Source organism: Nocardia sp. CA-128927, from assembly GCF_050955855.1.
GTDB lineage: Bacteria > Actinomycetota > Actinomycetes > Mycobacteriales > Mycobacteriaceae > Nocardia.
Genome location: NZ_CP192087.1, coordinates 1,806,790 through 1,826,818 on the forward strand (window position 1 = coordinate 1,806,790; position 20,029 = coordinate 1,826,818).

21 protein-coding genes and 1 pseudogene are annotated in these 20,029 nt (G+C 66.5%); 12 read left to right on the forward strand and 10 right to left on the reverse strand.

Annotation, left to right across the window (positions count from 1 at the left end; translation table 11 throughout):
- Nucleotides 1-12: 12 nt before the first annotated feature.
- A complete protein-coding gene (locus ACQPW1_RS08490) occupies nt 13-1,197 on the forward strand; it encodes a TetR/AcrR family transcriptional regulator (protein WP_433662175.1) in 1,185 nt (394 codons plus the stop codon).
- Here ACQPW1_RS08490 and ACQPW1_RS08495 read toward each other — a convergent pair whose 3' ends face one another.
- The 3 genes from ACQPW1_RS08495 to ACQPW1_RS08505 all read right to left on the reverse strand — a co-directional run bounded on the left by ACQPW1_RS08495 (nt 1,198) and on the right by ACQPW1_RS08505 (nt 2,219).
- Nucleotides 1,198-1,443, reverse strand: a complete 246-nt coding sequence (locus ACQPW1_RS08495) for a cold shock domain-containing protein (RefSeq protein WP_433662176.1) — start codon at nt 1,441-1,443, stop codon at nt 1,198-1,200. It lies immediately after the preceding gene.
- Complete coding sequence (locus ACQPW1_RS08500) at nt 1,443-1,610, reverse strand: hypothetical protein (RefSeq protein WP_433662177.1); 168 nt, start codon at nt 1,608-1,610, stop codon at nt 1,443-1,445. Before ACQPW1_RS08500 ends, ACQPW1_RS08495 begins: the two co-directional genes overlap by 1 nt.
- Before the next feature lie 186 nt (nt 1,611-1,796).
- Nucleotides 1,797-2,219, reverse strand: coding sequence for a PPOX class F420-dependent oxidoreductase (locus ACQPW1_RS08505; RefSeq protein WP_433662178.1), 423 nt, complete (start codon nt 2,217-2,219; stop codon nt 1,797-1,799).
- A gap of 103 nt (nt 2,220-2,322) precedes the next feature.
- Here ACQPW1_RS08505 and ACQPW1_RS08510 point away from each other — a divergent pair, with 103 nt between their 5' ends.
- Nucleotides 2,323-3,162: a DUF72 domain-containing protein gene (locus tag ACQPW1_RS08510; RefSeq protein WP_433662179.1), complete on the forward strand. Its 840-nt coding sequence runs from the start codon at nt 2,323-2,325 to the stop codon at nt 3,160-3,162.
- Here the strand turns inward: ACQPW1_RS08510 and ACQPW1_RS08515 are convergent.
- Nucleotides 3,137-3,682 (reverse strand): EamA family transporter, encoded by a 546-nt coding sequence (locus tag ACQPW1_RS08515; RefSeq protein ID WP_433662180.1) that lies wholly within the window; start codon nt 3,680-3,682, stop codon nt 3,137-3,139. The two genes, ACQPW1_RS08510 and ACQPW1_RS08515, sit on opposite strands and share 26 nt — an antisense overlap.
- A gap of 60 nt (nt 3,683-3,742) precedes the next feature.
- Entirely contained in the window at nt 3,743-5,182 is a 1,440-nt protein-coding gene (locus ACQPW1_RS08520; RefSeq protein ID WP_433662181.1) for a lipase family protein, read from the reverse strand.
- Nucleotides 5,183-5,643: 461 nt separating this feature from the next.
- On the opposite strand from ACQPW1_RS08520, the gene ACQPW1_RS08525 reads away from it, so the two are divergent.
- The gene (locus ACQPW1_RS08525; RefSeq protein WP_433662182.1) at nt 5,644-6,486 is read left to right on the forward strand and encodes an alpha/beta fold hydrolase; all 843 of its coding nucleotides are present in this window, start codon (nt 5,644-5,646) and stop codon (nt 6,484-6,486) included.
- Nucleotides 6,487-6,521: 35 nt separating this feature from the next.
- Here the strand turns inward: ACQPW1_RS08525 and ACQPW1_RS08530 are convergent, their stop codons facing one another.
- Nucleotides 6,522-7,784 carry a PucR family transcriptional regulator gene (locus ACQPW1_RS08530; RefSeq protein WP_433662183.1) on the reverse strand — a complete coding sequence of 421 codons (1,263 nt, stop codon included), beginning with the start codon at nt 7,782-7,784 and terminating at the stop codon, nt 6,522-6,524.
- A 457-nt stretch (nt 7,785-8,241) separates the two neighbouring features.
- Between ACQPW1_RS08530 and ACQPW1_RS08535 the strand changes: the two genes are divergently transcribed.
- Nucleotides 8,242-8,397 (forward strand): hypothetical protein, encoded by a 156-nt coding sequence (locus tag ACQPW1_RS08535; RefSeq protein WP_433662184.1) that lies wholly within the window; start codon nt 8,242-8,244, stop codon nt 8,395-8,397.
- 28 nt (nt 8,398-8,425) lie between these two features.
- Here the strand turns inward: ACQPW1_RS08535 and ACQPW1_RS08540 are convergent, their stop codons facing one another.
- A complete protein-coding gene (locus tag ACQPW1_RS08540; protein ID WP_433662185.1) occupies nt 8,426-8,884 on the reverse strand; it encodes a DUF4254 domain-containing protein in 459 nt (152 codons plus the stop codon).
- A 496-nt stretch (nt 8,885-9,380) separates the two neighbouring features.
- Between ACQPW1_RS08540 and ACQPW1_RS08545 the strand changes: the two genes are divergently transcribed.
- From ACQPW1_RS08545 to ACQPW1_RS08555, 3 genes and pseudogenes are all read left to right on the forward strand, one after another.
- Entirely contained in the window at nt 9,381-9,818 is a 438-nt protein-coding gene (locus tag ACQPW1_RS08545) for a MarR family winged helix-turn-helix transcriptional regulator (RefSeq protein WP_433662186.1), read from the forward strand.
- 27 nt (nt 9,819-9,845) lie between these two features.
- Nucleotides 9,846-11,580 (forward strand): annotated as a pseudogene (locus ACQPW1_RS08550) (MFS transporter).
- Between the two features lie 21 nt (nt 11,581-11,601).
- Nucleotides 11,602-12,186, forward strand: a complete 585-nt coding sequence (locus tag ACQPW1_RS08555) for an isochorismatase family protein (RefSeq protein ID WP_433662187.1) — start codon at nt 11,602-11,604, stop codon at nt 12,184-12,186.
- Here ACQPW1_RS08555 and ACQPW1_RS08560 read toward each other — a convergent pair.
- A complete protein-coding gene (locus ACQPW1_RS08560; RefSeq protein ID WP_433662188.1) occupies nt 12,183-13,130 on the reverse strand; it encodes a glycoside hydrolase family 43 protein in 948 nt (315 codons plus the stop codon). The genes ACQPW1_RS08555 and ACQPW1_RS08560 overlap by 4 nt on opposite strands.
- 358 nt (nt 13,131-13,488) lie before the next feature.
- Between ACQPW1_RS08560 and ACQPW1_RS08565 the strand changes: the two genes are divergently transcribed.
- Together ACQPW1_RS08565 and ACQPW1_RS08570 are read left to right on the forward strand one after the other, a co-directional pair.
- Complete coding sequence (locus ACQPW1_RS08565; protein ID WP_433662189.1) at nt 13,489-13,950, forward strand: hypothetical protein; 462 nt, start codon at nt 13,489-13,491, stop codon at nt 13,948-13,950.
- A 451-nt stretch (nt 13,951-14,401) separates the two neighbouring features.
- Nucleotides 14,402-14,860 (forward strand): hypothetical protein, encoded by a 459-nt coding sequence (locus tag ACQPW1_RS08570; RefSeq protein WP_433662190.1) that lies wholly within the window; start codon nt 14,402-14,404, stop codon nt 14,858-14,860.
- 80 nt (nt 14,861-14,940) lie between these two features.
- Here ACQPW1_RS08570 and ACQPW1_RS08575 read toward each other — a convergent pair whose 3' ends face one another.
- Nucleotides 14,941-16,617 (reverse strand): cutinase family protein, encoded by a 1,677-nt coding sequence (locus ACQPW1_RS08575; RefSeq protein ID WP_433662191.1) that lies wholly within the window; start codon nt 16,615-16,617, stop codon nt 14,941-14,943.
- A gap of 794 nt (nt 16,618-17,411) precedes the next feature.
- On the opposite strand from ACQPW1_RS08575, the gene ACQPW1_RS08580 reads away from it, so the two are divergent.
- From ACQPW1_RS08580 to ACQPW1_RS08590, 3 genes are all read left to right on the forward strand, one after another.
- The gene (locus ACQPW1_RS08580) at nt 17,412-17,582 is read left to right on the forward strand and encodes a hypothetical protein (RefSeq protein ID WP_433662192.1); all 171 of its coding nucleotides are present in this window, start codon (nt 17,412-17,414) and stop codon (nt 17,580-17,582) included.
- The gene (locus tag ACQPW1_RS08585; RefSeq protein WP_433662193.1) at nt 17,576-18,076 is read left to right on the forward strand and encodes a hypothetical protein; all 501 of its coding nucleotides are present in this window, start codon (nt 17,576-17,578) and stop codon (nt 18,074-18,076) included. Before ACQPW1_RS08580 ends, ACQPW1_RS08585 begins: the two co-directional genes overlap by 7 nt.
- Before the next feature lie 79 nt (nt 18,077-18,155).
- Entirely contained in the window at nt 18,156-19,589 is a 1,434-nt protein-coding gene (locus ACQPW1_RS08590) for a family 1 glycosylhydrolase (RefSeq protein WP_433662194.1), read from the forward strand.
- A gap of 13 nt (nt 19,590-19,602) precedes the next feature.
- Here ACQPW1_RS08590 and ACQPW1_RS08595 read toward each other — a convergent pair whose 3' ends face one another.
- Entirely contained in the window at nt 19,603-19,971 is a 369-nt protein-coding gene (locus ACQPW1_RS08595) for a DUF1304 domain-containing protein (protein WP_433662195.1), read from the reverse strand.
- Between the last annotated feature and the right edge of the window lie 58 nt (nt 19,972-20,029).

Sequence of the window (20,029 nt, forward strand, 5' to 3'; positions counted from 1 at the left end):
GAGCGATATCGAATGGTGAACGGGCCGGGCTTGGTCCGTCCGGCCCGTGGCACCAGGCCGGCGAACCGGCGTGCACTGATCGTCGCCGCTGCCGCGGAGCTCTTCTGCCGCAACGGATACGCGAATGTCGGCATGGGTGAGGTCGCCGAGGCGGTGGCCATCGGGCCGTCCGCGCTGTACCGGCATTTCCGCGGCAAGCAGAGCCTGCTGGCCACGGTGGTCGACGAGGCGTTGGCGGCGTTCGCCGCCGCGGTCGACGCAGCGGCCCGCGAACCCGACGACATCGCGGGCACATTGGCCGCGACCGTGCTGGCCCGCCGCGATGTGGGGGTGCTGTGGCGGCGCGAAGCCCGTCATCTGTCCGACGACGATCGGGCCGCTTTTCGCAGCCAGGCCAGGCAGATCGGCGCCCGCCTCGCCGAGATCATCGCCGCCCGCCGACCGGAACTGGATCCGGCGGCGGCCGATCTGCTCTCCTGGGGATCCTTGGCGGTCGCCAATAGCGTGTCTTTCCAAAGTCTTTCGCTGCCCGAGCCCGAATTCACCACGCTGCTCGGCGAATTCATCGCCGCGGTGATGACCGCGCCGAAACCGGCGCTGGGGGAGCCGCGGGATCGGCAGATCGCGCAGGCGCCGCTCGCCGCGCGCTCGCGACGTGAGGCGATTCTCACCGAGGCGACCACATTGTTCGCCGAACGTGGCTTCATGAGCGTCAGCATGGACGAAATCGGTGCCGCCGTCGGCATTGCCGGTCCCAGCGTCTACAACCACTTCCCTGGGAAAGTGGACATTCTCATGGCGGCCATAGTCCGTGGCGACGAATGGCTGCGCATCGACATGAATCGGGCTCTCGTGCAGGCCACCGATCCGCGCGACGGACTCGAACGCCTGCTCGCCGGGTACGGCGCCTTCGTCTTCGAGAATCCCTATCTCATGCAGACGCTCGTCTCGGAGGCCAGACACCTGCCCGACGCGGACCGGCAGCGCACCAAGGTCGCGCAGCGTGCCTACATCGCCGAGTGGGTACACCTGCTGCGCCGACTGCACCCCGACTGGGACCCGATCCCGGCACGGATGAGAGTCCAAGCCGCGCAGTCGATGCTGAACGACCTCGCGCTGACCCCGCACCTGCGCGCGTACCCGGACATCGTGTCCGCGTTGGTGGCGATCGGTGCCGAGGTGCTCACCATCGCTTGATTACGCGGCGGCCTTGGCTAACAGCGCCACGGGCCGCACCGCGACGGCCTCGACGCCGCGTGGGCGCAGCTCACAGGTGAACACCACCGCCTGTCCCGTGATGAGGGTCTTGAAGCCGGGGGAGTCGATGCTGGAGTACTCCACGAAGACGCCGTCCGGATACTCCGCGGCCTCGAGGAAGCCGAAGCCCTTCTCGGTGTCGAACCACCGGACGGTGCCACGCACCCAGGTCTCGCCTTCGGTCATCAGACGGCCTCGAGGGCGACGGTGCGCTCGCTGGACCCGGCCTGCATCACCTGCTGCCACCACGAGGCCAGCGGGCTGGGGTCGGGCCACACGACGGTGGGGCCGGTTCGGGCGGTGCTGCTCGTGGGTACTTTGGGGGAACGTGTGAAGTTGTCTGGACGGACCACGACGGAGGATCTCCTCAGAATCGGTACGTTGCGCGGGCACCCCGCAGTAGCCGGGTGCCCGCAACGGCGTTATCGAAACTGTAAGCAGCCGAACGAGTATTCGGCGGTGGTTCCCCGTCTGCCCGGTACAACGTCACATTCCGTCGACAGGATCGCCCCTTCGTGCATGCGCCGTTCAGCGGTGGGTCAGGAGGCCCACGGGCCGATGCCGCCGACCTTCTCGATGCGGATGCGGGTCAGCAGGCCGGGCGGTGCGTCGGCGGGCGGGAAGCCGGCCCCGGGGCTGGCCAGCGTCTCGGCCAGTTCGGCGAGGAGTTCGGGGGCGCCGCCCTCGACGATGCGGGCGGTGCCAGTGACCGAGAGGTACGGTCGCATGATTTCGCCGCGTTCGGCGGCGAGGATCGTCATCGCGACCCGGCCGTCGCGGCGGACATTGCGCACCTTCTTGTATTCGCCGAGGTGAGCGGTGACCAGCTCGTCGCCGTCCGGTGTCGATTGCAGCGCCACCCACACCACGCTCACCTGCGGGCTGCCGTCGGGGTTGATGGTGACCAGCGTCGCGTCGGCACCGGCCCCGATGAGCGCGCGGGCCTCGTCGTCAAGTTGCATGTTTTGTTCTACCACCGGACCCACGCATTCATTCCCACCCGCGCGGCGGTGGAACCCGGAGCGCGCTCGAGGACCGCGTCGACGCTGTACTACCGTCGCTGGCATGCGGCTTCACGTGGGCTGTGCGATGTGGACGCACGCGGCATGGCAGGACTGGCAACCGGCTTCGGGGGATCGGCTGGCGGCCTACGCCGATCGATGCAACGCCGTCGAGGGCAACACCACCTTCTATGCGATACCGGCGCGGCGCACTGTCGAGTCGTGGGCCGCGCAGACCGCGCCCGATTTCCGGTTCGTGGTGAAGCTGCACAAGTCGATCACCCATGAACGCAGGCTGACCGGCGTCGACGAGGAGATGCGCGCGTTTCTGTCGGCGATCGAGCCGCTCGGCCCGCGGGCGCACGCGCTGTGGGTGCAGTTGCCCGGCTCGTTCGGGCCGAACGATCTCGGCGCGCTCGCGCTGTTTCTGCGGCGGCTGCCGCAGCCCTACCGCTCGGCCGTCGAGGTCCGGCATCCCGCGTTCTTCGAGAACGAACAGGCCGCCAGGCAACTGGAAAGCGTGCTCGGTCGCGTCGGGGCCGAGTGGGTACCTTTCGACACCACAACACTTTTCGACGGGCTCCCGGTCACCGCCGCCGAGCAGGAGGCGTATTCGAAGAAGCCGCGGCTGCCGCGCCGGACCCGCGCGCTCACCGAGTTCCCGATCGTCAGATACCACGGCCGCGACTCGACCGAGCGCACGGTCGAGGGCTGGCAGCCGTGGCTCGGCATCGTCGCCGACTGGCTGCGCGAAGGCCGCTCACCCACCGTCTTCATCCACACTCCGGACAACGCCCGAGGCGTGTCGCTCGCGCGCCGTTTCCACGACGAGGTGGCGGCGCGGGTCCCCGAGCTGGAGCCACTCCCCGAACCCGCGCCTACCGACCCGATGACCCTCTTCTGACGGTCGAGGCACCGTAGGCGACGGCGAGAATCACTGCGCAGCCGATGATTTGGACCGGCGCGGGCCGCTCGTCGAGGATCAGCGCACCGAGCAGCAGCGAGCCGACCGGCGTCAGGAGCAGCAGTGCCGCGCCGAGCGCACTGGGCACGTGTGGCGAGTACCTGGCGACGAGCAGCCAGCCGATCACCCCGTTGGTGAGTGCGGTGAGCGCGATCCAGCCGAGTGCCACACCGTCGATGGCCAGCGTCGACGGAAACCCGCGCAGCAGCGCGAAGCCCCACTCGCGAGCGTCGAGCAGACCGTTGCGTCGACTCTCCAGCCAGGCGAACACCGCGAGCACCGGCAATGCCAACGCGCAGCGGTAGAACGTCGACACCTCGGTCGGCGCGTCCGCCAGCGCGATGAGCACCCCCGACGTCGAAACTGCCAGCGCGCCAACGGCAATGCCGATCGTCGCGCCGGTCGTCCCGGCCGACGCGACGATGTCGTGGACGGTTGCGTCCGTCCGCTGCTCGGTCATCCCATGACCGTGGCACGGTCAGCCCTGGATGGCGACGGAATATTGCGTCGCCCCGACCAGCTAGCGGCTGCCGATGGGCCGCTGCAGCAGCCCTGCGAGCAGCGTGCCTGCGCCTTGCAGCCAGATCGGCCAACTCGCGGGATCGAGCGTCATGGATCCCTCGTCGTGGATAGAGCAGCCCGGCTCGGCGGGGACGCCGTCGAACCTGTCCTTCAGCCACAGCAGTACCCGCGCCATACTGTCGATCTCCAGTGTGATGTGTTCACTGAAGTGGTCACGGGTGTAGTGGACTTGGGCCTTGGGGTCTCGGCAGTACTCGTCGACCAGCGTGTTGACCGGGCCGACCGGCGCGATCCAGTCGGGGTTGGAGTTGAAGATGAACATCGGTATCGAAGGCACCGAATGACCCATCCGGAGCGTGTCGAACACCTTGGCGGGGACAGGATCGTCCAGTGGGTCGGGCGAGTCATAGAGGCCGCCCTCGAGATTCATGAACGGGAATAGGGCGGCGGAGTACAGGCACACCGAGTTCTTGACCGGAGTCAAAGCCTTGCCGAGCGGGTTCATGTGCTGCTGGTTGTAAGCGGCCAGATCTGGATATTCCTGCGCGACCCCCAGTAGCCCCGAGAGAATCAGCCCGGCGCCGAGATTGCCGCTGGCCATTTTGTACATCGCCTTGATGTCGGCGGGGACGCCACCTTCGGACGCACCGACGATGTTGAGTTCCGGTGCGTAGGATGCGGCCAGTTCGGCGGTGTGCCCGGTGGTGATCGCGCCGCCGGAGTACCCGGCCAAGCCCACCTTGGTCTGCGATTGGAGGCCCATCGGCTCGAAGTTCTCCGCCGCCCTGATGCCGTCGAGGGTGATGCGAGCGCCGAGCGGGCCGACGCCGAAGGCGGAGTTCGGTCCCTCATGGTCCGGCATCGCCACCGCCCAGCCCGCGCCGAGCGCGGTCAGCGGTAGCACGAACTCGAACGGGATGTCGAACTGGCCGGTGATATCGCCCGGCACCGAAGCTTGTTGCAGCACATAGGATGGCGCACAGTACTGCGCGTTCGAGTCCTGCGGGAACTGATACGACAGCAGCGGGCGCGGCGCGCCACCGTTGTCGCCGCGCGGCTTCATCAGCGTGGTGACGGCGGCGATCGGCTCGTCCCTGGTGTTGGTCGAGCGGAACGACAGCTGCCAGGCGTCGATATTGAACGGAATGACCGAATTGAACGCCAGATGGACCTCGCGCGCCGCGATGATTTCGCCGGGCTTCTTCGACGCAACGAGGTCCGCGGGCGGTGCATAGAATCCCGGATCGAGTTCTGGCGGGGAAGGCGGAACCGGGAACGGTAGCGGGGGTTGCACCGGAACCTGCTGCGCAGGAGGATTTTGCTCGGCCGGTGCCGCAATTGCCGGTATTCCAACAGCTATTTGAATGGAAGTGGCGATCAGGGCGATGAAGGCCGCATAGCGGAATCGCCCGATCTTTCCGGGTACGACGGTATTCATTGAGCTTCTTTCGCTGGTGAGCGGTGCTGATGAGATCCAATGAATGGATCTGTCGGGCGCAGAAAGTATTCCGGCCACGACCGCGCGCCTAAGTGTGACGCGCCGCGCGTAACCCACCAGAATGTCTGTAAGGCTACGTAACAGCAAATGCTAGAACTGGGCACAGGTCCAGAGGCAAAGTACTAATTTATTGAGTCCTCGACTGTGCACATTGCACAGAATGAATGCCGATCGGGACGCGACCAGGTGATGTCCGGTTGTGCTCGGAAACAACTCACCGTGCCCGCGTTGGCGGCTGGGCCAAGCGCCGGAGGCCCCTCCGCTGGCACGCTCATAGGTGCGCTATCCCGGTTTTCGGTCGAGGCCATCCCCGAGGAGCCCCTCTTGTTCACGCTCGCCATCGTTCGCACCACCGACCACCTCTCTCGCTCCGAACAAGCGGCCGGGCCGCGGGTGCACCGATGATGATGCTCTCCACGATCATTCGAACGATCGATGTGCACGGCGTACCGATCGGCTACACCGACACCGGCGACCCGAACGGCCGATCCGATAGTCCCGTCATCGTTTTCGGGCACAGTCTCCTGTTCGGCAGCTGGATGTTCCGCGCGCAGATCGACGTGCTGCGCGAGCACTACCGCTGCATCGCCATCGACTGGCGCGGACAGGGCGGCACCCAGCCCACCCTGGACGGCTACGACATGGACACGCTGACCGCCGACGCGGTCGGGCTGATCCGGGCACTGCATCTCGCACCGGTGCACTGGGTCGGCATCGGCATGGGTGGCTTCGTCGGGCAACGCGTCGCCGCCCGGCACGGCGAACTGCTGCGCTCACTCACCCTGCTGGACACCAGCGCGGGCCCCGAGGATCCGAGCAAGATCGGCAGATACACCCGACTCGCCTGGGCGGTAAGGCTTTTCGGTGTCGACGCGGTCCGCGGCAAGGTCGCGCGACTGCTGTTCGGGCCCGCGTTCCTCGCCGACCCCGCCGCCGCGGCCACCATCGATGAATGGGCCGAGCGGCTCGATCGCGTCGACAGAGTGGGCACCCGGAAGGCGATCCGCGGGGTGCTCGATCGTGCCACGGCCGATCGTGAGGTCACCGGCATCACCGCGCCGACCTTGGTCGCGGTCGGCGCCGATGATGCGGTCACCCCGATCGCGGAGGCGTGGCGGCTCACCGAACTGATTCCCAAGGCGCGGTTCGAGGTGATCGAGAATGCCGGGCACTGCTGCGTTCTGGAGCAACCCGGCGTCGTCACCGCGCTGGTGCAAAGCTTCCTGGCCGATATCGACGGATGAGCGGACATCGTGGGGGAGTGGCGTGTTTCCACCACTCAGGCGATGGCTCGGTCCGGTTGCGGGGTAAGGATTTTGTCGCCATAAGTCTGCGCACAGCGCAGCGCCAATTCGATATAGGTCGCGCGTTCCTCGATGGAATGGCCGAGCAATTCCTCGGATTGGTTGATGCGATAGCGAACGGTGTTGGGGTGCACGTTCAATTGCTGTGCGGTGGCCGGTGCGTTGCGGCCACTGGCCAAGTAGGCGAGCAGTGTTTCGCGCAATCGGGCGGTGGTGTCGTCGGTGCTCATCAATGCGCCCAATTCCCTTGCCGCCATGACGCGCATCGCCTCGACGCTGCCGTCGCCGGTGGTGAGACAAACCAATTCGACGTCGGCGTAACGGATTACCGTCGGCGCGTAATCGGTGGCGATCGCCACCCGCTGCGCGGCGAGCGCCTCGCGATGACTCTGCCGGAATCCGGCGATGTCCGGCGCGGACGAGCCGATGGCGGCATGCAGGCCCGGCTGCCCGACCGCGGGCAGGGCCGTGAGGTCGGGTACGCCCGCTGTGGCGATCCAGGCCCACATACCGCGGACACCGGACGAGAGCATCAGCGGTCGTGGCGCGTCGAGCAGCGCGGCGATGTCGTTGCCGAACTTCTCCAGCGTGCGCACCGGGTCCGGGGTGGTCGCCGACTCGTCGGCCCACAGCACGATCGCGGTCTGCTGCCTGCGCAGCGAATGGCCGAGCTGGGTCTCGGCGTGATCGATGTCGACGGTGTCGCCGCGCAGCAGCGAACCCGCGAGGCCGAATCGCCGGGCCAGCGCGCCGCGCTGCCACTGCTCCCGCTCGTCGGTATAGACCGCGACGGACGCCTCCACACAGGTGTCGGTCCACTCGAGCACCCGATCCCAGAACAGCAGCAGGACCGCGCTGCGCAGCTGGTCGTCCTCGATCGCCTTGTTCAGGAAATCGGTGATGAACTGCCAGAGCATGGCCTGCCCGACCCGGTAGGTCCGCATCACCACATCGATGCCGAACCCGCGCCGGGCGACCGTGCGCGACAGCGCGAGCACCTCCGCGGGCGGGTGCACCTCGAACACCTCCCTGCTCACCATGGCGAGGAAGCTGCGCCAGTGCGAGCGGGTCGCCGCGTGCAGCATCTCGGCGAGTTCGGCGTCGCCGGGCAGCTGCGCGTTGACCTCGTTGATCTTGCCGTCTACCAGGTCGACCAGCTGCTGGGTCTGCTCGTCGTTGCGAGCCTGTGCCCCGAACTGGACGAGCCAGTCGAGGGCTTCCTGATCCAAGGCAGTCATAGACCACATTCTGCTGCTCGGGCTGCCGGAGCGCGGCGCATTCGTCCTATCGGCGGGACGAGATGTCAAGTACTGCTGCCCACTTCGGGCTTCGACCGGGTGCCTATCGGCGATTACCGACTGGTCGGCATCCATGGATATCTATTCCTGTCTGAAAAGTTCGCGACGCACACTGTGGGAATGCGGCTCGACGCACGAAGGATAGGTAATCTGAGCACGTTCCGACGAGGGCGGAACGGTCTTTCGACGAGTCGCGGCTCGCGCCTGCGACTCGCTATCGCTGCACACAGACGGTGCGGTTTCGGCAATTCGCCGACCATGCCGTTTGGCACTTCCGATCGGCACTGACCCAACACCCGGAGGGCTGTAATGAACGGATCGTCGATCAGCGAACTACCGAGCAAAGCCGAAACATATTGGTCGGTTTGTATTTCGGACTCGTGGGCATAACCCGGTCATGAAACCGGAGGAGGCCGCGCGCCGCTTGCTGGCGGAAATTTTGGTGCGCTATACGTCGTTGGAAGAATTCATCGGTTTGTTGCGTGTCGACCCCCTTGTCGATACCACGGAACTGCGCCCGATATCGGCTTACCTCTGGACCATTCCGACGTAACACCGAGGCGGTCGGACGGACCGGGGGCCTAGTCACGCCCGATTGATCGTGATCGGCGCGACTCGATGTCGTGCGCGAGATCGGTCCATTTGTTCGCCAGGGCGGCGAGCCGGGACCAGGCCGCGTGGACGCGTTGTTCCGGCACGTTGTCGGCGGTCATCAGCAGGTGGTCGGCCAGGATCTGGGCGGCGGCCATCCGGTCGAGGGTGCCGCCGAGAGACTCGGCGGGCCGGTCTTTCGCGCGCCGCGGCGTCACCTGCTTGGCCACCCAGTCGTCGATCACGGTGACGACTTCGGCACGGCGACAGTCGATTTCCACCAGGCGCTCGGGCTGGGCGCGGCGCGTGTGGTGCAGCTGCGCCAAGGCCCTGGCCAGTTGGATGACGAGATGGTCGCCGGGGCGGTCGCCGGTGTGCAAGCGCAGCGCGGCGGACAGTTCGTGCCAGTCCGGCAGCAGCGGACGGGTGCTGCCGTCTTCGATGGACATCGCTCGCGATCTCGGTCCCTCGGCGGTCTGCACGGTCACGTGACGGCGTCGGCTCGACCCGGCGCGTGCGCCTGGCAAATGCGACCGGCTCGTGCCTCACTACGGCGACTCGGCGTCATGGTTCGCGCGCGCTGCCGCGCGTCCCCCATCTCTCGGTTGTCCAGCTGCGTGGGCAAGTTATGCCTTCCCTAGCGACGGTCGAGGTGCATCCGACCCCGGCGACCAGCCATATTCCTCTGGGCAGACCAGCCGTTCTGCGCGTACCCGAGATAAGGGAGCGAAGCGCCCGGGTGCCGGATGCAGCTTCAAGTTTCGTCCTTCGGGTGGTCCGCCGGAAGCTGAATTCAGGTCATTCCGCGCGCTGTTTGGCCTCTTTGGTTATGTCTCCGCAATCCGCGGCGCGATCGCCCGAGGCTTCCGTGGGTGGCGGAGTGTCGGGCCCGGCAGAGTTACTAAGGTAAGTTGATAAACTAGGTTAATCAGGTAGGCTTAGTATATGACCGAGGACTTGGACTCATCCGATGTTGCGTCCGCCCTGCTGACGGGGATCGGTGCACTGGTGCGCCGATTGCGCCATCTACAGCTGGAAGACGCGCTCACCATGCCCGAGCGCACCGCGTTGGCCCGGCTGGATCGCGGCGGGCCCGCGACCTCGGCGGAACTCGCACGCCAGGAACAGATCACGCCGCAGGCGATGGGGGCGACGTTGAGCGCGTTGCAAGCTCGCGGACTGATCGAGCGCAACTCGGACCCGGCCGACCGTAGGCGGGTCGTCCTCGCGCTGACCCTCGCGGGCTCCCAGGTGCTGACCGAAAAACGCAGCGCCAAAACCGAATTGATGGCCCGCGTGCTCGCCGAGGAATTCACCACCGCGCAGCTGAAGCAGCTGGCAGTGGCCGCGCCGCTGATCGAACGGCTGGCACGCGACATCTGACCCGCAACGTCGACAGGCGCATCTCTGATGATCGATCTGCAACAGCAGAGTACCGAAGACCCCGCGACCGACCGGTACAAGTGGGCTGCGCTGACCAATACCACTGCCGCCGTGTTCATGTCGGCGTTGGACGGCTCGATCGTGTTGATCGCGCTGCCCGCCATCTTCCGCGGCATTCATCTGGATCCGTTGGCGCCGGGCAACATTGCCTATCTGCTGTGGATGATCATGGGGTACCGGCTGGTGCAGGCCGTGCTGACGGTGACCGTCGGGCGGCTCGGTGACATGTACGGCAGGGTGCGGATCTACAACGCCGGGTTCGCGGTTTTCACCGTCGCGTCGATTCTGCTGTCGGTAGATCCGCTCGACGGCGGCCGCGCGGCGATGTGGCTGATCGGCTGGCGGGTGGTGCAGGCCATCGGCGGGTCGATGCTCACGGCGAACTCGGCCGCCATCCTGACCGATGCGTTTCCGGAGCGGCAGCGCGGTTTCGCGTTGGGTATCAACCAGGTTGCGGCGCTGGCCGGGATGTTCATCGGCCTGGTGGCGGGCGGACTGCTGGTCGCGTGGGACTGGCGGGCGGTGTTCTGGGTGAACGTCCCGATCGGACTCTTCTTCACCGTATGGGCGTATCGCACGTTGCGGGAGACCAGCCGGGCCGGCGGCGGGCGCATCGATTGGTGGGGCAACATCACTTTCGCGGTCGGGTTGAGCGCGATACTGGTGGCGGCCACCTTCGGCCTGCAGCCGCACGGCGGGCACACCATGGGCTGGACCAGCCCGGCCGTCATCGGCCTCGGCGCGGCGGGCCTCGGCCTGCTCGCGGCGTTCGTTGTCATCGAAAACCGGGTCAGCGCACCGATGATCCAACTGAGCCTGTTCCGGGTGCGTGCCTTCACCGCGGGCAACCTCGCCAGCCTGGCCATCGCGATCGGCCGGGGCGGGCTGCAATTCATCCTGATCATCTGGCTGCAGGGCATCTGGCTGCCGCTGCACGGCTACGACTACGCCGACACACCCTTGTGGGCAGGCATTTTCATGCTGCCGCTGACCGCGGGGTTCCTCGCGGCCGGGCCCGTCTCCGGTTATCTGTCGGATCGGTTCGGCTCGCGCGGCCTGGCCAGCAGCGGCGCGTGGCTGTTCGGTGCCAGCTTCATCGGGCTGATGCTGCTGCCGATCAACTTCAGCTACTGGATCTTCGCGGTGCTGATCGCGATCAACGGGATTGCCAGCGGCATGTTCGCCTCACCCAATTCCTCGGCGATCATGGGCAGCGTGCCCGCGCATCAGCGCGGCGTCGCCTCCGGGGTGCGCTCGACCTTCCAGAACACCGGCACCGCCGTGTCGATCGCGGTGTTCTTCGCCCTCATGATCGCCGGACTAGCGAACAGCTTGCCGCACACCCTCACCAATGGCCTGCAACAGCAAGGTGTTCCGGTCGCCGTAGCCACACAGGCCGCTACCCTGCCACCGGTTTCCACCTTGTTCGCTGCGCAGCTCGGCGTCAATCCGATCCAGCACATGCTCGAGCCGAGCGCGGTGCTGCCGACACTCACCAACGCGCAGCAGCAGACCTTGACCGGGCGAGAGTTCTTCCCGCAGTTGATCTCCGGGCCGTTCCATGCCCGGTCTGGTCATCGTGTTCGCCTTCGGCGCGATCCTTGCGGCGCTCGCTGCGCTGGCCGTGCTGCGCGGTACAAGACCTAAATCCGCACCACCCGAGCGGGACTCGGTGCCCGCCCCGGATCCCACGATTCCCTGACACCCATCTAGGAGAAGCACCATGGCACTCAGCACCCTCGACACAGGCACCGCGCTCGTCCTCATCGACCTGCAGAAAGGCATCACGGCGATCCCCGGGGCGCCGTACTCGATGACCGAGACCATCGACCGCGCAGCCGAACTCGCCGACGCCTTCCGTGCCCATCGACTGCCCGTCGTCCTGGTACGGGTCAGCGGCGCCCCCGACGGCTCGGACTTCGCGCAAGGCCGCAGCGACGCCCCGCGCCGCACCGGCGGCGTTCGCCCGGCGGGCTGGGACGTCATCGTCGACGAATTGGCAGGCCACGCCGACGATCTCGTCGTGACCAAACGCAACGTCGGCGCGTTCTACGGCACCGACCTCGAATTGCACCTGCGCCGCCGCGGTATCACCCAGATCGTGCTGGCCGGCGTCGCCACCAGCATGGGCGTCGAATCCACCGCCCGGGCCGCGCACGACCACGGCTACCACGTCACCCTGGCCACCGACGCCATGACCGACATGGACGCAACCGTCCACCAGCACAGCGTCGACCGGATCCTCCCGCGTTTCGGCGAGACCGGCACCACCGCCGAGATCCTCGAACTGCTGGAGAAGACCCGCTAGACGCTGGTTTCGGGGAGGACGGTGAAGTGGCGGACGGTGCCGGAGAGGTTGGGTAGTTCGGTGGGCGCCGTCCAGGTGCGCAGGTCGGGGCTGTCGCTGTAGAAGTATCTCGGGTTGTTCTCGTCGTAGTCGTCGAAGAAGATTCGCCAGCCGCCGTTCGGCAGCGGGATGACGCATTGGCCCTCGCGTGGGCCGCCCCAGTTGGCCCAATCTCCGGTTGCCACAAAGACGTACGGACCGAGCGGGTCGCGGGCCACGGCGAGTTCGATGAGTTTGGTGGTTTCGTTCTTGGTGAAGGCGAAGTAGTAGCCGTTGCTGTGGACGACGGTGGTGTCGATGTAGCCGTAGCCGAAGCGGTCGCAGGTGGGGCGGTCGATGGGGGTCACGTAGCCGGGCGCGGGACCGAGCCCGGCCAGCGGGGTCAGGCGAGTCCACGACCGGAGTGCCGGGTCGGTCGCGGTCATCAGGTGCGGCGTGAAGCGGCAGCCGTCGGACAGCGACACGATGACATTGACGCGGCCCTGCGCGTCGACCAGCCATTCCGGCGCCCAGCTCGACGTCACGTTCAAGCCGTCCACCTGGATCGGGAAGTCGTACAGGTGATTCCAGTTGACGCGGTCGGTGCTGCTCGCGAAGCCGATCGTCTGCCCCTCCCACGCGGTGGTGTAGGTGAGGTAGTAGACGCCGTCGACGTGACGGAAGATGCACGGGTCGCGCAGCAGCCCGGTCGGCGGCCGGTAGGCGGGGCCGCGCAACAGCTGGAAGTTGATCGCGTCGGTGGATTCGTAGACATACAAATCGGATTCGCTGTCATTGGTGAACGACGTCATGGTGTACCGCACCACCGGTCCGGTCGCCGCGGCGTGCTTCATCGCCAGCAGGCTCAAGGGCAAACCTGCCGCGAACGCCAGCGCGGACCTGCGACTCACCGTCACTAATGCCACCTTCGGATTATCCAGAGCATATTGCTATCGGCACTTCGACACGCCGCAGATGGCGTAGTGAGTGGGCCATGGCATGGCGGACAGCCGCCGCTGGCCGATCTGCGACGACATCCGCGCGCAGGTGCCCCCGACCGCTCGCTGTCTGAGTCGTTCGAATTCGAATGGCTGTGTCGGAAAACAAGTTACGCAGCCAAACTTGGCATCCTGCCCAAGACAACGGGCCCGCGGACCTGCGACCCTCGATTCAGGTAAGAGTTCCACCCGGCACATCGCGCCGACCACCTCCCGGTCACCGACCGCGCCGAGCCCACCGCCTGCCTCACTCGTTTGCCGAACACCGAATAACTGGAGTCGGAACATGCCTGAGCCTGCCGACCGGCCGCCCCTCGAGGAGCGGTTGACGTCCGCATTACCCACCGCCCGCGAACTGCTGGACGCCATGCATGACGTTGTCCCCGAACGCCATCCGTCCGCGTCCATCCTGCGCGCCGCCTGCCTCCTCGCCGCGGTGGACGAGTGGATCCATCGCCATCGGGTCGCGATCGAACTCACCCCGCCCGCCTTACGCCGGGCGAACGGCCCCGGCATCGAACGCGCGGCCCGCACCCTGCGCCGCTACCTGATCGAAGGGATTGCGGACGCCGCACCCGGCATAGATGGTGTCGGCAAGGCAGTGGACCAACTGGCCGCCGCATGGGTCGACTGGCGCAGCGTCACCAGCACCGACACCCCCGCCCGGCAGACCGACACCCGGCAAGCCCTCATCGCCGCCTGCAACGCCTACAACGACCTCACCGGCCACGAGCCGCACGAGAAATAGCGCGGATTACTGATTCGCCGGAGGTAATTGTGAGCGCCGGTGTGTCACTTCTTGCGGAATGCAAGATTGCGTTTATGCACCGCTGCGCGGCCGGTGGATCATTCCATCCGGAATCGCCCACGGGATTGTGCTTGGTTATGTAATCTGGTGGGGTCCCATGAACTTCGGGGCAGTTTTGCAGAGTGGGTCGTGGTCGCCCCTGCGACTCACTATCGCTGTACACACAGTCCGATGAGGTCCGGGTGATCCCCGGGCCTCATTGGTCGTGTATTAGGCAGCGGATGTTTATGGCGGAGCCCTGTCCAGTCGGGCAAATTGCCGGTCGTAACCGTAATTCGTGCTGAATGCTCCGATCCAGACCTGTCGCGGATCCGAATATGCCGTAGTGCCGACACGTGTCTGGCTTGTCGTCGGCCGCATGTACCGCATTCGATACGACAAGGGGTTACCTATGTTTCACAAAACCGCGACCGTTGCGGTGACCGGTCTGCTCGCCGTCGCGGCGACGCTCGCCGTCGCTTCCGGCGTGGCCGATGCCGCCCCGGAGCAGTCGTCGCCCAACGGGACGGCGCTGGCACAGCAGGCGGATCCCGCCGACGGAACCGGCAGCAGCGACAGCGAAGGCGGAGGTGGCGGCAAGGGCGGGAAGGGGAAGGAAGGCAAGGAAGGCGGGGGCGGCAAGGGCGGAAAAGGAAAAGGGCAGGGCGGCAAGCCTGCCGATGAGCCGACCAGTGCCGACACCGACGCCGCTGCTGCGCTCAATTCCCTCTTGCGGAACTTCCTCCGGCCACCGAATGGTGGCGCCGAGATGGGCCCCGGCGGCAAGACCTCCGACGAGTGGCTCGACCTCTTCCTCGGGCCGCAGCCCAGCCCCGACGGCAGCGTGCCCAAGGCCAAGCCGATCAGGTGATGAGTTGATCCCCGGGCGTTACTGATACATCCGGCAGCAGGCAGGTCCGCAGCTCGGCGAGCGGACCTGCCTGTGTCGTTTCAGCCGAGAAAGTCTGTGTCCCAACCTGTTCGGACCAGCCGCCGACGGCCGGTGTACAGCAAGCAAGCGCTCTCTGAGAGAAGTAGGGTCCAGGCGATGTGGCGACCGGCTTCGAGGCGCACGGCCCTGGTCTTGGCGGACTCCGGTCGAAGGTGACCGCGGGTCGAATCGGGTTCGCGCACTGGGGGAGCTGTTCGCACCTCGGTGGTGGCGTCGTTCGGCGTCGGCGAATTGTGCTGTGCGGGAGGCGGCTTGGCGGCACTGCTGGCGGTCGGGGCTTGTGCATCGTGGTCCGGCATCGAGGCGAGCACGCTGTTCGGCTGGGCGACAACTGGTTCGGGTTCGACCGGCACGGGTAGCGCTCGGGACAGTTCGATGAACCAGTCGGCGACGAATTGCACCGACGGACGGTCCGCGGCGACCGCGGTGAACGCGTAGGCGCCGTGGCGGGCCACCGCGTCCTGATACTTGGCCCAGACCTGGGTATCGACGAGTTCGATGTTGTCGCTGACCAGCTGCCCGATCGCATTGAACGCCTGGGTGACGACCTGGGTGAACCGCGGCGCGGCAGAGCGTTTCGGCATCGCGGCGAACATCTTGGCGCCGAGAGCGGCCAGCCCGGCGAGCGGATCCGTCGCGCCGATGGTGCCGATCTGGCAGACGTCTTCCGGGCTGAGGACCACACCGACGATGCTGGTCAGGGTGTTCAGCGTGATGGTCGCGAGGCGCAGCGCGGCGGACTGTCCGGTCGGGTCGTCGATCAGCGAGCGCGGGTCGGAGGCTTCGGCGAGCCGTTCGCTGAGCGACTTGTCGCGGGACAGCACGAGGCTGCCCGGGGTGAGGCCGTGCAGGTCCTTGTCGACCACGTCGGTGGTGGTCTTGCTGACGGTGGCGGCCAGTGCGTCGGTGATCGAGGACAGCGCGGTCAGCGGGTCGTCCAGCGGCAGCAGCGCTTGGCCCGCGATGTTGGTGATCATGTGCAGGATCGGCGCGTTGGCCGGTGCGTCGCAGGCGAGGTCGCCGTCGATGCAGAACGACGCGACTCGGCCGGTGAGTGCGCCGAAGTCGGGGGCGAGGTCGCGCAACGGCCCGATGCCGCCGCCGGTGGCGGGTGCGGGCTGGGCTTGCAGTGCGGACAGACCCGCGGCCACCGTGCCGGGTGGCGGATCGGGGGCGAGTTTGCCTGGGGCGCCGGGGAACAACGGTGCGCCGGGGTAGCGGGTGGGGTCGGCGAGCAGGGCGACGCCGGCGATCCGGTCGGCCGGAATGCTGGACTGACCGCCGCCGATCTCCTGGGCGAACAGCGAGGCGATGTGTGCGCCCTGGGAGTAGCCGACGAAGGTCAGTCGGGTGTTCTCGCATCGGTCGATGACGGATTGCGCCATCGACCGCAGCTCCTGCAGGCCGCCGGTCACCGATTGCGAGTAGGGAACCGGGCCGCCCGGCACCGCACCGCCGAAACCGGCTTCGTAAGGGACATAGGCGCGATCGGTCCGGTCAGGCGCGGCCGCCAGCATCGGCAGGAAGATGGCCGACAGCATTCCGTGGTCGATGGAAGGGTCCGCATCGGGCGAGGATTCGCCGGTACCGGGCACCCCGATGGCGTAAAGCGCTGGGCAGCTAGCGGATTGGCCGGTCACGGGCTGTGCCGCGACCAGTCCGACTGCGGCGTTCACGATGCAGGCCGCTCCAGCGACGATTGTCCCGAATCTCCGAATACCTGTTCTGGAGAACAGCATTCGACGCAACGTCCCCATCTTCATCTTGATCCGCACGGCCTGAGGCTGGTTCTGGTCGGGAGAGTCTCCGGCGTCCGCCGGTCCGGGGTGGGCTTCGCCGCGACCCCGGACCGTGTCGAATCAGCCGCCGAGCAGCGCGGTCACGACGCTGGTGAGTCCCGAGGTGAGGGCGGTGACAACGGCGGTGAGGAGCGGTGCAAGCATGTTCTCCCTTTCGTTTCATGTGGTTACCACCCGGATGGGTGTCCAACGCTGGCCATGCCGGGAACCGTCAGTGGCAGGCGTCGATAGTGTCTTCGTAACCCAAGTACGTTCGGATGGAAGAAATCTCGGCCGAGCTGTGAGCTGCGATAATGCCCGCGCCACGCCGGTCGCCGCCACGGCGGACGCGCTGGCGCAGGTGTTTTGTCCTTTTGGGAACCGATGCGCTAGCCTTCTTCGGCGATCCAGCTCATGCTCTCGTTCGACAAAGGCACCGATCCGTCAATGGCGTATCACAGGAGCAGGTCATGTTGAGTGGTCTCTTCGGTCTAGTGAACAGTGTGCTCGCGGTAACGGAGAACCTCGTCGGGATTCTTACCTTCGGCATTTTGGGCTAGGTGGAAAGCGCGCATTTCCGTTGACTCCGGAGCGAATTCGGACAATCCGGAGATGCGTGCGTATTCCGCATTCTGTGCTTCCGCATCGGCCGGCGTTTTCCGGCACACCATCGACGATCGAGGAGGTTGGCTGTGACGCGTCTGTCGAAGGAACTCGCGGCCTTGGCGCTGCTGGCAATCGTCATCTATTGCGCCGGAACCGATTCCGTCGCCTTCTGGAGGACCGACGCCGGACCCGAGACCGCCGGTTCGGACTGGCTCGACGCGGAGCAGCTCGACCGTATCGGCGGATTCCGTTGGTAGGCAAGGTTATTCCGCTGCTACCCGGCGGCACTCGCGGCACCGCCGTGCTGGAGGCCGACGCCACCCTCGAACTGCTGGCCCAAGCGCACGCCAGGGCGTGCAGCGCCGCGGGCCGCGCCAGTGCCGCGGCCAAGCGCGCGATGAACCGGGAGAAGGCCGTCGACCATATCGCGCGCGCCCACGGCTCCGCCCGCGCCGTCGCGGCCGCGAATACCACCCGCGACGCCGCGTGGCACGCCTACGTCGCCGCCAACCACGCGATCAAAGCGACCTTCTACACGGTCGCCCCGGCTGATGCGGCGGTCACCGTCCAGGACGCGGCCGCCACCGCGCTCGACGCCGCCAAGGCCGCCGCGTTCGCCCCCGACGACGTCACGGTCGCCAACGCCGCGGCGGCGGCCGAAGAGGCGGCCGCGGGTGCCAGCCACGGGGCGTACGGCGCACCGGCGATGGTGCCGATCGCCCGGATCGGCCACCACCTTTCCACCAACTAGTCCGGTTCCGTGGTCCGTACTCGCCGCACGGAGCGGGGTTACCGAGGGTTCAGCAATTAGTCGGTTAAGTTCTCGGTTTATGCGCACATGGACTCGACGTGCCGCGGTAGCGCTCGCGGTCTCGATGGCCGCGCTGCTGGTGCCCGGCGTGGGTATTGCTGTTCCGCCGGAGCCCGCGGCGGGGCCCGGCGCGCTCGGCCCCGACTTCCTCTGGGGCGTCGCGGCGTCCGGCTTTCAGTCGGAAGGCCATGCGCCGCCGACCGACCGCGTCTCGCCGGGCAACGATGCGCCCGACAGCAATTGGGTGCGCTACATCGCGAATCATCCCGAGTTCGACAAGTATCAGAGCTCGATCGACTTCTACGACCGCTACGCCTCCGATATCGATCTGGCGAAGGCGCTCGGGGTGAAGGTATTCCGCATCGGCATCGAGTGGGCGCGGCTGCAGCCGACCAGTCGACTGGAGTGGGACGCCGACGGATTCCGCTTCTACGACAAGGTGATCGCCAAGATCATCAATTCGGGCATGCGCCCGATGCTCACCCTCGATCACTGGGTGTACCCGGGCTGGGCCTACGACGGGGCGTTCCATGGGAAGCACTCGGATACCCCGGATACCGGTTGGGACAACCCGGAGATGGTCGATGCCTGGCTGACCAACATGCGCAAGGTGGTCGACCGCTACGCTCCGCGAAATCCGTTGTGGGTCACCATCAACGAGCCGGTCGCCTACATCATGCACGAGGTCCGCAACAACGCGACGGACCAGGGGCGGATGGAAGACCTGGTCGCCGAAGCGCACAACAAGATCTACAAGTACATCCACCAGGTGCGCCCCGACGCGCAGGTGACCAGCAATATCGGCTACGTCGCCGGTATCGACGATCAGGTCAACGGTGGCTTCTTCGCCAAGATCCGGGACCAGCTCGACTACATCGGCGTCGACTACTACTTCTCCTTCGAACCGCCCGCATCGAGTCCGCCCGCCACCGTCCGGTCCATCGCGGCCGTCGGTTCGCCTGGGATGTGGAACCTGCCGATCCGGACCGAGGGCATTTACTATGCGGTGAAACGCTATTCGGACGAGGCTCGCAAATTCGGCAAGCCCGATATGCCGATCTACGTGGTCGAGAACGGGATGCCAACGGAGAACGCCAATTCCGACGACGACAACGTTCCCGGCACCGGAAACTACAACCGCAGCGACCATTTGCGCGACACCGTCTACTGGCTGCAGCGCGCCAAGGCCGACGGTGTGAACATCATCGGCTACAACTACTGGAGCATCACCGACAACTACGAATGGGGCAGCTACAGCCCACGATTCGGCCTCTACACCGTCAATGTGCGCGACGATCCCAAGCTGGAGCGGCACCCCACCAAGGCGGTCGCCACCTACACCGAGACCATCGCGGCGGGCGGAGTTCCGGCCGACTATCGACCGACTCGGCCGCCGTCCGGTTGTGGCGTCGTCGATCCGACCCCCGGTTGTGTCGACCTCGCGCTTCCCTAGCGCGGGCGGTGCCCTACTGGCTGCCCGCTACCAGTACGGCCACCAGCGCCACCGCGCCGGGCAACGCCTGAACGACCAGGATCCGGCGGCTGGCGGTGGCCGCGCCGTAGATGCCCGCCACCACGACGCACGCGGTGAAGAAGATCATCGCCGCGTGTCCGACCGGGTCCGACGCGATGATTCCCCAGATCAATCCGGCCGCGAGGAACCCGTTGTACAGACCCTGGTTCGCGGCGAGAACCTTTGTCTGCTCGGCGAATTCGACCGTGCTGCCGAACGACGCCCGCACCCGCGGCGTCGTCCACAGGAACATCTCCATCACCACGATGTAGACGTGCAGCGCCGCCACCAACCCGACCAGAACCTCGGCTACTACTCGCACGATCGACTCACTTCCTCGCGTACCGGCCGGGCATCGCCCGGACTGTCGGCTACAGGAT